Source organism: Curtobacterium sp. MCBD17_034 (assembly GCF_003234515.1).
Lineage (GTDB): Bacteria > Actinomycetota > Actinomycetes > Actinomycetales > Microbacteriaceae > Curtobacterium.
Map to the genome: position 1 here is coordinate 77,271 of NZ_QKTN01000003.1, position 13,403 is coordinate 90,673.

The window sequence follows — 13,403 nt, forward strand, 5'->3', positions numbered from 1 at the left end:
GGAACTCCTCGTTGCCGGGCTCAGAAGCCCGGGATGAGACCGACGATGAGGTCGATGATCTTGATGCCGATGAACGGCACGATGACGCCCCCGAGGCCGTAGACGAGCAGGTTCCGGCCGAGGATGCTCGACGCGGACGCCGCCCGGTACGTGACGCCGCGGAGCGACAGGGGGATGAGCGCGACGATGACGAGCGCGTTGAACACGACCGCGCTGAGGATCGCCGACGCCGGGCTGTGCAGGTGCATGACGTTGAGCACCGCCAGGCCGGGGAACGCCACCTGGAACATCGCGGGGATGATCGCGAAGTACTTCGCGACGTCGTTCGCGATCGAGAACGTGGTGAGCGCCCCGCGGGTGATGAGCAACTGCTTGCCGATCCGCACGACGTCGATGAGCTTCGTCGGGTCCGAGTCGAGGTCGACCATGTTGCCGGCCTCCTTGGCCGCGGTCGTGCCCGTGTTCATCGCGACGCCGACGTCGGCCTGAGCGAGCGCCGGGGCGTCGTTCGTGCCGTCACCGGTCATCGCGACGAGGTTGCCGCCCTCCTGCTCCTGCTTGATGAGCCGCAGCTTGTCCTCGGGCGTCGCCTCGGCGAGGAAGTCGTCGACGCCCGCTTCGGCCGCGATCGCGGCCGCCGTGCGCGGGTTGTCACCCGTGATCATGACGGTGCGGATGCCCATGGCGCGCATGTCCGCGAAGCGCTCGGCGATGCCGTCCTTGACGACGTCCTTGAGGTGCACGACGCCGAGGAGGGCCGTGGTGCCGCCGGCGTCCCGGCGCGCGACGACGAGTGGGGTCCCGCCCTGGTCCGAGATCTCCGCCACGGTGGCGTCGACCTGGGCGACCACGGCGCTGTCGCTCGTCCCGGCCCAGGCGAGCACCGCGGCCGCGGCGCCCTTCCGGACCTGCGTGCCGTCACGGAGGTCGACACCGGACATGCGGGTCTGCGCCGTGAAGGGGACCTCGACCGCGCCCGCGGGGGCGCCCGTCGGGGCGCCGGCCTGGGCGGCGAGCTCCACGATCGAGCGGCCCTCCGGCGTGCCGTCGGCGGCCGACGAGAGCGCGGTGGCGGCCATGAGTTCGGCCTCCGTCACCGCGCCGACCGGGACGACCCGGGAGGCCCGGCGGTTGCCGTACGTGATCGTGCCGGTCTTGTCGAGGAGCAGTGTGGTGATGTCGCCGGCGGCCTCGACCGCGCGGCCCGACATCGCGAGCACGTTGTGCTGGACCAGCCGGTCCATGCCGGCGATGCCGATCGCGGAGAGCAGCGCACCGATCGTCGTCGGGATGAGGCAGACGAGCAGGGCGATGAGCACCGTGACGCTGACGGTCGACCCGATGAGGCCGGCGAGTGGCTGCAGCGTGAGGCAGACGATGACGAAGATGATCGACAGCGACGCGAGCAGGATGTTGAGCGCGATCTCGTTCGGGGTCTTCTGCCGTGCCGCGCCCTCGACGAGCCGGATCATCCGGTCGATGAACGTCTCGCCCGGCGTCGACGTGATCCGCACGACGATCCGGTCGGACAGCACGCGCGTGCCGCCCGTGACGGCCGATCGGTCGCCGCCGGACTCGCGGATGACGGGGGCGGACTCGCCCGTGACGGCCGATTCGTCGACCGAGGCGATGCCGTCGATGACGTCGCCGTCGCCCGGGATCACGTCGTTCGCCTCGACGAGCACGACGTCGCCCTTGGCCAGGTCGACGCTGGCGACCTCCTCGGTCTGTGCCCGGTGGGCAGCGGGGTCTCCGGCTCGGTCGTACGCGACGACCCGGCGGGCCGTCGTCGTGCTGCGGGTCTTCCGGAGCGCGTCGGCCTGCGCCTTGCCGCGCCCCTCGGCCACGGACTCGGCGAGGTTCGCGAACACGACCGTGAGCCAGAGCCAGATCGCGATCGCCCAGGTGAAGGACGCGGGGACGGCCGCAGCGCCCGCTGCCGGCTCGTGCGAGAGGGAGTCGACGATCGCGGTGACCGTCGTCAGCGCGGCGCCGACCTCGACGATGAACATGACGGGGTTCCCCCACATCATGCGGGGGTCGAGCTTGCGGACGGCGCCCGGGAGGCCGGCGGCGAGCTGCCGGGGGCCGAACGCGGCGTTCCGCCGGGTGGGGTGGTCGGACACGGTCGTGTCCTCGGTTTCGGGAGCGATGGTGCTCATCGGACGAGTCCTTCTGCGAGGGGGCCCAGTGCGAGGACCGGGAAGTAGGTCAGGGCGGTGACGATCACGGCGACACCGGCGAGCAGGACGATGAACAGCGGGCGGTGCGTCGGCAGCGTCCCGGAGGTGGCGGGCACGTGGTCCTGCTGGGCGAGGGACCCGGCGAGCGCGAGCACGAGCACGATCGGGACGAACCGGCCCAGGGCCATCGCGACCGCGAGGGCCGAGTTCATCCACGTCGTGTTCGCGGTGATGCCGCCGAACGCGGACCCGTTGTTGTTCGCGGCGCTCGTGAACGCGTAGAGCAGCTCGGAGAACCCGTGGTTGCCCGGGTTGGAGATCGAGGTGTGCTCGACCTGCTGCGCGACGCCGGGGATCACGAGGGAGAGTCCCGCGCCGAGCAGGACGATCGCCGGTGTGACGAGCACGTACAGGGACGCGAACGTCATCTCGCGGGCACGGATCTTCTTGCCGAGGTACTCGGGCGTGCGGCCGACGAGCAGGCCGGCGATGAACACCGTGATGACGGCGAGGACGAGCATGCCGTACAGGCCGGACCCGGTCCCACCCGGCGCGATCTCGCCGAGCATCATGTTGATCATCGCCATCATGCCGCCGAGCGGGGTCTGGCTGTCGATCATTCCGTCCACGGCGCCGGTGGACGTGATGGTCGAGGAGGTGTTGAAGATCGTCGTCCCGATGACGCCGAACCGGACCTCCTTGCCCTCCATCGCGGCACCCGCGAGGTGGGTCGCGGTGCCGCCGCCGGCGAGCTCGAGTGACGACATCGCCGAGAGCGAGACGAGGAAGATGACGCCCATCGTGGCGAGGATGGCGTACCCCTGGCGGCGGTCGCCGACCATCGTGCCGAACGTGCGCGGCAGGCTGAACGGGATCGCCAGCAGCAGGAACACCTCGAGGAGGTTCGTCCACGGCTGCGGGTTCTCGAACGGGTGGGCGGAGTTCGCGTTGAAGAACCCGCCGCCGTTCGTGCCGAACTCCTTGATGGCCTCCTGCGACGCCGCGGGGCCACCCGCGATCGTCTGCGTGCCGCCCGCGAGCGTGTGGACGGTGGTCGGGTCGAGGAAGTTCTGCACCGCACCGCCCGCGATGAGGACGATCGCGAACACGAAGGACACCGGCAGCAGCAGACGCCACACTGTGCGGACCGTGTCCACCCAGAAGTTGCCGAGGGTCCCGGTACGTCGCCGGGCGAATCCGCGGACGAGCGCCGCGGCGACCGCCATGCCGACCGCGGCCGACAGGAAGTTCTGCACGGCCAGGCCGGCCATCTGGACCGTGTAGCCCATGGTGAGCTCGGGGGAGTACGACTGCCAGTTCGTGTTCGTCACGAACGAGACCGCCGTGTCGAACGCCAGGCTCGGCGTGACCGCGGGCAGTCCGAGGCTCGCGGGGAGCACGGCCTGCAGGCGCTCGAGCGTGTAGATGGCGAACACGCCGACCACGCTGAACAGCAGGACGCTCCGCAGGTACGCGGGCCAGGACTGCTCGGCGTCGGGGTCCACCCCGATGAGCCGGTAGACGCCGCGCTCCACCCGCATGTGCTTCGTGGGCGTGTAGATGCGGGCCATGTGGTCGCCGAGCGGACGGTGCACGACGACGAGGAGCAGCACGAGTGCCGCGACGGACGCGATGCCCGCCCAGGTCTCCGCGGCGCTCATCAGAACCGCTCCGGGCGCACGAGCGCCCACACGAGGTAGCCGATGGAGGCGATGCCGAGCACGCCCGCGACGATGGTGATGACGATCACAGGCGTTCCACCCCCTTGCCGATGAGCGCGATCACGCCGAACAGCGCGACCGTGCCGAGGACGACGAACACGTCGAACACGAGGACCAACTCCTGGTTGTCAGCTGGCCGAGGCCGGAGCCGGGGCCGCACCCGATCTGGATGCCGGAAGCGATCGTGCGCCTGGCGCGGAGTCCGACCGGCCGTCCTCACGGATCCCTAACGCCCCCGGAGCGAAGCCCTACGGACCACTAACACCGCGGCCCCCGCCCGGCCGTCACGGGCGCTCGTGGAGGAGTCGCGCGACCTCGCTCCGTCGAGCGAGGTCGCGCGCGGCCTCCTCGGATAGCCGGCGCACCTGCCCGACGAGCCGACGGCGGTGGGTCTCTGCGCCCTGCATGATGCACTCGTGATGGGCGACCCGGTTCCGGAACCGTCGGAGGGTGTCGAGCGCGTCGCGCACGTCGGTACGGCTCGTTCCGGCAGGGTAGGCCGAACGGAGATACGGCACCCAAATGGTCTTCTCATGCCGATCGCTCGCCAGGTAGGTCCAAAAGCCCAGAGGGAGTTCCGCGACGATGTGGTCCGGTCGGACGAATGGCCCCGCTGTCCGTCCTGCCCGCTCCTTGGCGGAATGCACCGTCTTGAGCGTGAAGGCGTTCGGGTCGTTCGACGCCCCCGGGCCACTGCGCCGATGGTGACGAGGGAACAGGGCGGAGAGGGTTCGAGGATCGGTCCAGTGGGAGTCGTTCCCGCGGACAGCTGGCATCAGTGCGGTGTCGAAGCTGTTCCGGAGTCCGACCTCGAGGTGGGCGAGGTCGTGGAGGAACGCGGCAGCGAGTCGAGCGTTCCAGTTGTACAGCGACCGGGCCCGTGCATGGTCATGTCCCGCGGCCTGCAGGTACCGCTCGAAGCGAGGGCGGCTGACCCATTCGAGGAACCAGACCGACGCCTGACCGTTCTGATCCATGTGATATTCTGCTCCCGAAAGCCCTCGTCGACCGCTGCTTGCATGTTGCCTGGGCCACGGAAGGAAGCTCCGGTATTCCGCCTCGGCGGACCCGGAGCTTCTGCCGTCTCTGGCCTTTGACCCCCGTCTCCCCTCACTGATACGTAATATATCGTTGGATCGCGGGCGCCGCGCGGGTCCACACGGCAGGATGAGCGCATGGAGCGTCGACGACCCGAGGCGGATCGCATGGTCCACGCCGACCCCTCGTTGCTCCGCCGCAGCGTGCGGTTCGCGACCGGACGGACCGGCAGCCTCAGCCGGTCCCGCGTGTTCGGTGCCTTCGCGTTGGTCGTCGTCGTCGGACCGTCGCTCACCGCACTGCTCGTCGCGATCCGGGCTCGAGGGGACATCACGGTCGAGGCGCTGGCGTACCAGCTCCTCGTGCTCGTCGCCGCGCTCATCGGCGGCGCGTGGCCGGCGGTGCTCGCCGCGGTGCTGTCCGGACTGTCGCTCGACTACTTCTTCGTCGCCCCGGTCCACCGCATCACGGTGCAGCAGCCGTCGCACCTCGTGGGCCTCGTGCTGTACGTCGTGAGCGCCGTGCTCGTCAGCGTGGTCGTGGACCGCTCGGCGCGGCACTCCCGCACCGCCCGCCGTGCCGCCGCGGAGTCCGCCCTCCTCACGGGCATCGCGGGGAGCGTCCTCCGCGGCGACGACGCACTCGCCGCGCTCGTCGACCGCACCCGCGAGGCGTTCGGGTTCGACAGCGTGCTCGTCCGGCAGGACGACGACGTGGCCGCGTCGTCGGGGGCGGTACTCGGCACGCCGGACGTGGCCCGGAGCCTCCCGGGTGGTGGCGTGGCGGAGTTCCGGGGTGGCACGGTCGGACCGGGTGAGCGGCGCCTCCTGGCCGTCGTCGAGCAGCAGATCGACGCCGCGCTCGAGCACCGCGTGCTCGCCCGGGCCGCCGTCGACGCGGAGCGGATCGCGGCCACCGACCGGGTCCGGAGCGCCCTGCTCGCCGCGGTCGGACACGACGTGCGCCGCCCGGTGGCCGCGGCCACGGCCGCGATCGGCGGGCTCCGCGCAACCGACGTCACGCTGACGGAGTCCGACCGGGAGGAACTGCTCGCGACCGCCGACGAGAGCCTGCGGTCCCTCGCGGCGTTGCTGGCCGACCTGCTCGACGTGAGCCGCGTGCAGGCCGGGGTGCTCGCGGTGACGCCGCAGACGATCGCCCTGGAGGACGTCGTCGCCCCCGCGCTCGACGAGCTCGCACTCGGTCCCACGGACGTCGACCTCGACCTGCCCGCCGACCTGCCGTCCGTGTGGGCGGACCCCGTGCTCCTGCAGCGGGTCGTCGCCAACCTGCTCGCGAACGCGCAGCGCTTCTCGCCCGACGGCGCGCGGGTCCGCGTGGCCGCGACCGTCTCCGGAACGGTCGTCGAGCTGCGCGTCGCGGACTCGGGTCCGGGCATCCCGGCGGCGCAGCGCGAGGACGTGTTCCTGCCGTTCCAGCGGCTCGGGGACACGGACAATGAGACCGGGCTCGGCCTCGGCCTCGCGCTCGCCCGCGGGTTCACCGAGGGCATGGGCGGCACCATCCGCGTCGACGACACCCCGGGTGGCGGGCTCACGGTCGTCGTCCGCCTGCCGATCGCCGCCACGGGCCAGGAAGGACATCGGTGAAGATCCTCATCGCCGACGACGACGCCCAGCTCGTCCGAGCCATGTCCGTCACGCTCGGCGCCCGTGGCTACGAGATCGTCACCGCCCGCGATGGCCGGGCTGCGCTCGACGCGGTGATCACGCAGCGGCCGGACCTCGTGCTCCTCGACCTCGGCATGCCGCGGCTCGACGGTCTCGGGGTGCTCGAGGCGCTCCGGGCGTGGACCCAGGTGCCCGTGCTCGTGTTGTCCGGCCGCACGGACTCGGCCGACAAGGTGGACGCGCTCGACGCCGGGGCGGACGACTACGTGACGAAGCCGTTCCAGATGGACGAGCTCCTGGCCCGCCTCCGGGCGCTCGGCCGTCGACGGGCCCCGGCCGAGGAGGCCCCGACCGTCCGGATCGGCGACCTCGTGGTCGACCTCGCCGCCAAGCAGGTGACGTGGGCCGAAGGCACCGGCGCCCCCGTGCGGCTGACGCCGACGGAGTGGCGGCTGCTCGAGGTCCTCCTGGCGCACCCGGATCGACTCATGACCCGTGAGATGCTCCTCACCGAGGTGTGGGGTCCGTCGCATGGGGGTGACAGCGGGTACCTGCGGCTGTACATGGCGCAGCTGCGGAAGAAGCTCGAGCCGGATCCGGCGAGCCCGCGGTACCTCGTCACCGAGGCGGGGATGGGCTACCGGTTCTCACCGACGGGCTGAACAAAGGCCTCCCGGGTGCGACGCACCATCGGGCGCCCCGTCAGCGGCAGGCTGAGCGGCGTCCACCGGAACACCTCGGTCGTGACGACCGCACCGATCACGACGAGGACGTACGCGATCGGCACGCGCAGGGCGGCCGGGTTCGACGGTGCCGTGATGCCGAGCGCGAGCAGGATCGTGATCATCGCCGGATGGCTCAGGAAGATCCCGAACGACCGGTCCGACGCCCACGCGAGCGTCCGGTCGTCCCACGAACCCGGGCGGCGGTGGTCCGCCCACCAGGCGCCGACGCTCAGCAGGGCGAGTGTCGCGACCGTGCTCCACACGAGCTGCACGGGCTGCATCTCGTCCGAGGCGTCGCTGAGGTCGAGGCCGATGTGACGGTTCAGCGCGTAGACGGCGAGGGCGAGCACGGCGGTGGCGGTGAGTGCGACCGCGAGGACGACCCGGTGCCCGCGCACCCACCTCAGCACCGCGTCGGCATGCGCGCCGGCGACGACGCCGCCCACGACGAAGAACAGGTAGCTCGTGAACACACTCGTCAGGGAGCCGTGCGTCCAGGCGACGGTCGCGGGCTCGTACCGCGCGACCCAGAACACCGCGCCCTGGACGAGGAACGCGACCGAGAGGAACAGCAGGTGGGCCTCGGGGAACCGCCGCACGGCCCAGATGAGCGCCGGGATCACGAGGTACACCTGCATGGTCACGAGCAGGAAGTACAGCTGCTCCGCCGCGTCGCCCCGCAGGAGCGCCTGCCCCCAGTCGACGAGCCGGGCGATCGGGTCACCGAGCGAGTCCGAGATCGTCGCGTTCAGGAACACGTACACGCCCGACCAGACGACGTACGGCAGCCCGACGAGCAGGAACCGCCGCGGCCAGAACCGGCGGAGCGGCCGCGGCCGACGGAGCTGCCCGTAGGTGAGCACGAACGCGGTCAGCCAGAAGAACGCCCCACGCGTGAAGTGGAGCAGGGTGAGCAGCGCGTCCGTGACGACGCCGAACCCGCCGATGTAGTTGACGGTGTGGACGGCGATGACGCACGCGAACGTGAGGAGCCGGAGCACGTCGATCTCGTACAGGTGCGAGCGCGGCGTGGTCTGCGCTGCGGCGAGTTCGGGCTCCGACACCCGGGGCACGGTAGGCGCGACAGCTTTGCGGGACGTCCATCGAGCGCGACGATGAGCCACCGCACCAGAGGTCCGACCTCGGGGTCAGGCGCCGCGCACACCGCCTCGCAGTAACAGCAGCGCGAGGAGGGACAGCAGGAGCGTCCGCCCGTGCGTGCCACGGTGTGACTACCGCGGGCCGGTCGTGTTGTCGCCGGCGCCGTTGTCCGACGCCTGGAACGGCAGGTGGATGTCACCCGCCTCGGGCTCGACGTCGCCGACGTCGTCCGCGCCGCCGGTCCCCGGCGCCGTCACGACCTTCGACGGGTCGATGCCGTCCTCCGCCAGGTCGGCGTCGTCGCGCTGGAGGTCCTGCGCGGCCTCCGTCTCGGCGTCGCTCGAGGGGCTGTACGCCGTGTCCTTCACGCGGTGGGCGTGGTCGCCGATGCCGTGCTCCTGCCGTCCGGTCGACGCATCGGCCGCCTTCTGCAGCGGGCCGCGTTCGTCGCCGGCCCCCGTCTCGCGTGGTCCCAGGTCCGTCATGCCCGTCCCTTCCGTCTGGAGGCCCGACGCTAGTCCGCCGCGACGGTGGCGTCCGCAGGCCGCCGCACCCGTGCCTCTTGCTTTCCGTGTTGGAAACAGTATTGTTGCCGACATGGAAAACATCGACGAGAACCGGGCCTTCGGGCCGATCGACCCGCTCGCAGCCCGCGAAGCCGTCCGTGCCGCACGCGCCCGGATGACCGACCGGCTGCGCTCACCGTGGTGGTTCCACGCGCTGCACGGCCTCGGCATCGCCCTCACCGTCTACGGCGTGCGGAGCCGATCCGCGTGGGACCTCCTCCCGCTCGGCATCGGACTCGTCCTGTCCATCGGCCTGGCACGGCGCCGCACGGGCGTGGTCGGGTTCTCGCGGGCGAACCCGGACCGGTGGCAGTTCCTCCGCGCGGGCGCTCCCTGGTCCGTCATCGCCCTGGTCGTCGCCGTCGCAGCGCTCACGGCCTCGGTCGTCCTGCGCTCCTGGACCGTGCCCGAGGGCATCGTGGTGGCGACGGTCGTCGGGCTCGTGTCCGCCCTGACCGGTCCGCTCGCGGACGCGGCCGCACGGCGGTACCTCGGGCGCCGCGACGCGTGACGGCACCGATGGAACCGACGTTCGACGCGACGATCCACGCGCCGCAGCGCCTCCAGATCTGCGCACTGCTGGCGCGCGGTGGCGAGGTCGAGTTCGCGACGCTGCGGGACGCACTCGACGTCTCGGACGCGACGCTGAGCAAGCACCTCCGGGTGCTCACCGACGCCGGCTACGTGGTGCTCCGCCGGGTCCAACGGGACCGAGGCCACGCCCGCACCTGGGCCGGCCTGACGCGCGACGGTCGCCGTGCGCTCGATGCGCACTTCGCGTACCTCAGCGCACTCGCCCCGGACGCAGGCGACCTGGGCTAGACCACGCGCCAGTCGCGGACCAGCACACCGAGCGCGCGGTCGAACGCCGCCTGCATGTCCATCTGCGGGCGGAGCAGGAACTGCATCCACAGCCCTTCCCAGAGCCCGAGGATGAGCTCGGCGGCGTGGTCCGCCTGCAGGTCGTGGGGCAAGCGCCCCATCGCGATGTCGTGTTCGACCGCGGTCAGGATGGTCTGGTGGAACGCCTCGTAGCGCGTCTGCAGGTAGGGCGCGCTCGGGTGCGTCGGGTCCATCGCCTCCGCGAGCACCATGACGAGCAACCGTGCCATCACGGGGTCGTCGAGGTTCTCCTCGACCAGGCGACGCATGAACTCGAGCACGCCGTGGTCCCGTCCGACGTCCAGGAGGTGCGCGGTCCGGAGGGTCTGCCAGTGGTGCAGGGTGGCCATGACGAGCCCCGGCCACGTGGGGAAGTGCTCGCCGACCTGCTCCAGGGTCATCCCGGCCTCGTCCGCGACGTCCCGCAACGTCGTGCGGCGGTAGGACTGGCGGGACAGCACCCGCAGGGCCGCCTCGACGATGCCGATGCGGACGTCCATGGCCGCGAGCGTCTGGGTGGCCGACTCGGTGGTGTCGGTCGTCGTTTCCATCAGGGTGGTCCTCCTGCGGTGGGCGTCGCGTCATGGATGGTGCGCGGTCCTTCCATGCAAGCGGTGGCGGGAGCCTGTGGAAAGCGCCCGTTCTGGGGGTCAAGTTGCGGAATGGAACAACTCGGATCGCGGTTCGGGCCTCGTGTGAACCTCTTCGACCCCGCCCAGTTCGGCGACCTCCAGCTCCGCAACCGCATCGTCATGGCCCCGCTCACGCGCACCCGCGCCGGGGTCGACGGCGTCCCGAACGACCTGCTCGTCGAGCACTACGCGCAGCGCGCCGGGCTCGGCATGATCGTCACCGAGGGGACGTGGCCGGTGCAGGAATCCCGCTCGTACCCCGGCCAGCCGGGCATCGAGACGGACGAGCAGGTCGCCGGGTGGGCCCGGGTCGCCGACGCGGTGCACGCCGCCGGGGGCACGATCGTGATGCAGCTCATGCACGGCGGCCGCGTCTCCCACACCGACATCTCGCTGACGCCGCGCATCGTCGGCCCGAGCGCCCTCGCGGCGCCGGGTGAGGCACACACGCCGCTCGGCAAGGCCGAGTACCCGGTGCCGCACGCCCTCACCACCGACGAGGTGCACGAGGTCGTCGAGCAGTTCGTCGCCGCGGCCCGCAACGCGATCCGCGCCGGGTTCGACGGCGTCGAGGTCCACGGCGCGAACGGGTACCTGGTGCACCAGTTCCTCTCGCCCGCGTCGAACGAGCGCACGGACGAGTACGGCGGGACGCCGGAGAACCGGGCGCGCCTCGCGGTCGAGGTGACCGCCGCGGTGGCCGCTGCCGTCGGTGCCGGCCGGACGGGCATCCGCCTCTCGCCGGAGCACAACATCCAGGGTGCGCTCGAGACCGACCGCGACGACCTCGTCGCGACGTACACGGCCGTGGCCGAGGGACTCGCCCCGCTCGGGCTCGCGTTCGTCGACGTGCTCCACGCCGAGCCCGCCGGTGACTTCGTGCAGGGGATCCGACGCACCATCGGCGCGCCGTTCATCGCGAACAGCGGGTTCAGCGCGCCGACCACCCGGACCGAGGCGATCGGCCTCGTCGAGGCTGGTCTCGCCGACGCCGTCGGGGTCGGCCGCGCCGCCATCGCGAACCCCGACCTCGCCACCCGTTGGGAGCGCGACGCCGAGGAGAACACCCCGAACCCGGCGACCTTCTACGGCACGACGGCCGAGGGGTACACGGACTACCCGGCGCTCAGCGCCTGATCGCACGACCCGACGCCCTCCGACCGCGCACGGACGGAGGGCGTCGTCGCGTCCGGAACCGGACGTGACGACGGGCGCACGATAGCGTCGACGGCGTGAGCAGTCCCTCCACGACCGGCGGAGCCGCGACGCTCCGCACCGCCGTGCCCCTGACGGTGATGACCTACAACGTCAAGAACCACCACCACGACCCGGCACACGACTGGGCGGATCGCCTGCCGCTGCTCGTGGCGATCATCCGGCGGAACGACCCCGACGTGCTCTGCGTGCAGGAAGCGTTCCACGCGCAGATGGAGGACCTCCGAGCAGCGCTGCCCGAGTACGGCGACATCGGCCAGGGACGCGAGGGCGGCGAGCGCGGTGAGTACGCGGCGGTGTTCCACCGACGGGACCGCGTGGCGGTCGAGGAGGACGGCGCGTTCTGGCTGTCGGACACCCCGGACGCCGTCGGGTCGAACACCTGGAACACCTCACACGTCCGGATGGCGACCTGGGGGCGCTTCCACGACCTCGTCACCGACGAGCGCTTCACGCTCCTGACGACCCACACCGACTACGTCCAGACGTCCCGGGGCGCCGAGGTGCGCCGGATGAGCGCGGACCTCATCGCCGCGCGCCTCGCCGATGCCTCCGGGCCGGTCGTCGTCACGGGGGACTTCAACGAGGGCGCGGGGCTCGCCGCGGCGTCGGAACGCTTGGCGGTCGCGGGGTTCGCGGACGCCTGGACGCGCGCCGGTGCCGACGACCCGGTGTCGAGCTTCAACGGCTGGGAGCCGCCCGTGGACGGGGGCGTCCGGATCGACTGGATCCTGACGCGCGGACCCGTGGAGGTCGAGGGCATCCGCATCGACCACGACGACCCGAGCACCTGGTCGGCGAGCGACCACTTCCCGGTGGTGGCGCGGCTCGTCCTCGGCGTCTGACGCCCGCCCGCGAGATCGCACTCGTTGCCCCGCTCGGGAGCTCCAGAGCGGCAGCAGGTGCGATCTCGCGGGGACGGGTGGGCATCATGGCGGCGTGATCCAGGTCTTCGACAGCCACCTCCACGTCATCGATCCGCGGTTCCCGCTCGTGCCGAACGACGGGTACCTCCCACCGCGGTTCACGGTCGACGACTACCGGACCCGCACGGCGGCGTTCGACGTGATCGGCGGCGTCGTGGTGTCCGGCTCGTTCCAGGGCCTCGACACGACGTACCTCCTCGACGCGCTGGACCGGCTCGGACCGTCGTTCGTCGGCGTCGTGAACGTGCCGACGGACATCGCCGACGACGGACTCCGGGCGCTCGCCGCGGCCGGGGTCCGTGGGATCCGCTGCAACCTGTACCGCGGCGGATCCACGGCGGTGACCGATCTCGTGGCGCTCGGGCGTCGAGCGTGGGACGTCGCCGGCATGCACGTCGAGCTGTACCTCGACGCGGCGGATCTCGCCGAACTCGAGCCGGTGCTCCGGGCGCTGCCTCGTGCCTCCGTCGACCACCTCGGGATGACGCACGCGCACCGGGACGTCCTGCTGCGTCTCGTCGAGCGCGGGCTCCGTGTCAAGGCGACCGGGTTCGGCCGCGTGGACCTCGACGTGCGCGAGACCCTCGCCGCCATCCGCCGGGTGGACCCGCGCGCGCTCCTGTTCGGGACGGACCTGCCGAGCACGCGAGCGCGGCGACCGTTCCGGGACGAGGACGTCGCCGTGGCCGTCGAGGGGCTCGATCCCGACGACGCCCGGGCCGTGCTCGTCGACAACGCGGTCGCCTTCTACCGGGTCGGGACCCCGCTCGACTGAGACCGGCG

General features: G+C 71.7%; 14 protein-coding genes. 7 read left to right on the forward strand and 7 right to left on the reverse strand.

The window, feature by feature from the left end:
* Positions 1-20: 20 nt before the first annotated feature.
* From kdpB to DEI92_RS07075, 4 genes are all read right to left on the reverse strand, one after another.
* Positions 21-2,162 carry a potassium-transporting ATPase subunit KdpB gene (gene kdpB, locus DEI92_RS07060; RefSeq protein WP_111012956.1) on the reverse strand — a complete coding sequence of 714 codons (2,142 nt, stop codon included), beginning with the start codon at positions 2,160-2,162 and terminating at the stop codon, positions 21-23.
* Positions 2,159-3,844 carry a potassium-transporting ATPase subunit KdpA gene (kdpA, locus tag DEI92_RS07065; protein ID WP_111012957.1) on the reverse strand — a complete coding sequence of 562 codons (1,686 nt, stop codon included), beginning with the start codon at positions 3,842-3,844 and terminating at the stop codon, positions 2,159-2,161. The genes kdpB and kdpA overlap by 4 nt, the downstream gene beginning before the upstream one ends.
* The gene (locus DEI92_RS07070) at positions 3,844-3,933 is read right to left on the reverse strand and encodes a potassium-transporting ATPase subunit F (RefSeq protein ID WP_111012958.1); all 90 of its coding nucleotides are present in this window, start codon (positions 3,931-3,933) and stop codon (positions 3,844-3,846) included. Before DEI92_RS07070 ends, kdpA begins: the two co-directional genes overlap by 1 nt.
* A gap of 255 nt (positions 3,934-4,188) precedes the next feature.
* A complete protein-coding gene (locus DEI92_RS07075; RefSeq protein ID WP_111012959.1) occupies positions 4,189-4,881 on the reverse strand; it encodes an Abi family protein in 693 nt (230 codons plus the stop codon).
* A gap of 198 nt (positions 4,882-5,079) precedes the next feature.
* On the opposite strand from DEI92_RS07075, the gene DEI92_RS07080 reads away from it, so the two are divergent.
* Positions 5,080-6,552, forward strand: coding sequence for an ATP-binding protein (locus DEI92_RS07080; RefSeq protein ID WP_111012960.1), 1,473 nt, complete (start codon positions 5,080-5,082; stop codon positions 6,550-6,552).
* Entirely contained in the window at positions 6,549-7,235 is a 687-nt protein-coding gene (locus DEI92_RS07085) for a response regulator (protein ID WP_111012961.1), read from the forward strand. Before DEI92_RS07080 ends, DEI92_RS07085 begins: the two co-directional genes overlap by 4 nt.
* Here the strand turns inward: DEI92_RS07085 and DEI92_RS07090 are convergent.
* Both DEI92_RS07090 and DEI92_RS07095 read right to left on the reverse strand, forming a co-directional pair.
* Positions 7,211-8,362: an acyltransferase gene (locus DEI92_RS07090; RefSeq protein WP_181434734.1), complete on the reverse strand. Its 1,152-nt coding sequence runs from the start codon at positions 8,360-8,362 to the stop codon at positions 7,211-7,213. The two genes, DEI92_RS07085 and DEI92_RS07090, sit on opposite strands and share 25 nt — an antisense overlap.
* Before the next feature lie 168 nt (positions 8,363-8,530).
* Positions 8,531-8,884, reverse strand: coding sequence for a hypothetical protein (locus DEI92_RS07095; protein WP_111012963.1), 354 nt, complete (start codon positions 8,882-8,884; stop codon positions 8,531-8,533).
* Between the two features lie 112 nt (positions 8,885-8,996).
* Here DEI92_RS07095 and DEI92_RS07100 point away from each other — a divergent pair, with 112 nt between their 5' ends.
* Together DEI92_RS07100 and DEI92_RS07105 are read left to right on the forward strand one after the other, a co-directional pair.
* A complete protein-coding gene (locus DEI92_RS07100; protein WP_111012964.1) occupies positions 8,997-9,476 on the forward strand; it encodes a hypothetical protein in 480 nt (159 codons plus the stop codon).
* Positions 9,477-9,484: 8 nt separating this feature from the next.
* Positions 9,485-9,787 (forward strand): transcriptional regulator, encoded by a 303-nt coding sequence (locus DEI92_RS07105; protein WP_111071948.1) that lies wholly within the window; start codon positions 9,485-9,487, stop codon positions 9,785-9,787.
* Here DEI92_RS07105 and DEI92_RS07110 read toward each other — a convergent pair.
* A complete protein-coding gene (locus DEI92_RS07110; RefSeq protein ID WP_111012966.1) occupies positions 9,784-10,398 on the reverse strand; it encodes a TetR/AcrR family transcriptional regulator in 615 nt (204 codons plus the stop codon). The two genes, DEI92_RS07105 and DEI92_RS07110, sit on opposite strands and share 4 nt — an antisense overlap.
* Positions 10,399-10,542: 144 nt before the next feature.
* Between DEI92_RS07110 and DEI92_RS07115 the strand changes: the two genes are divergently transcribed.
* The 3 genes from DEI92_RS07115 (at position 10,543) to DEI92_RS07125 (ending at position 13,395) form a co-directional block, all read left to right on the forward strand.
* Complete coding sequence (locus tag DEI92_RS07115) at positions 10,543-11,616, forward strand: alkene reductase (protein ID WP_181434776.1); 1,074 nt, start codon at positions 10,543-10,545, stop codon at positions 11,614-11,616.
* Positions 11,617-11,711: 95 nt separating this feature from the next.
* Complete coding sequence (locus DEI92_RS07120; RefSeq protein ID WP_111012968.1) at positions 11,712-12,539, forward strand: endonuclease/exonuclease/phosphatase family protein; 828 nt, start codon at positions 11,712-11,714, stop codon at positions 12,537-12,539.
* 94 nt (positions 12,540-12,633) lie between these two features.
* Positions 12,634-13,395, forward strand: a complete 762-nt coding sequence (locus tag DEI92_RS07125; protein WP_111012969.1) for an amidohydrolase — start codon at positions 12,634-12,636, stop codon at positions 13,393-13,395.
* Positions 13,396-13,403: the final 8 nt, after the last annotated feature.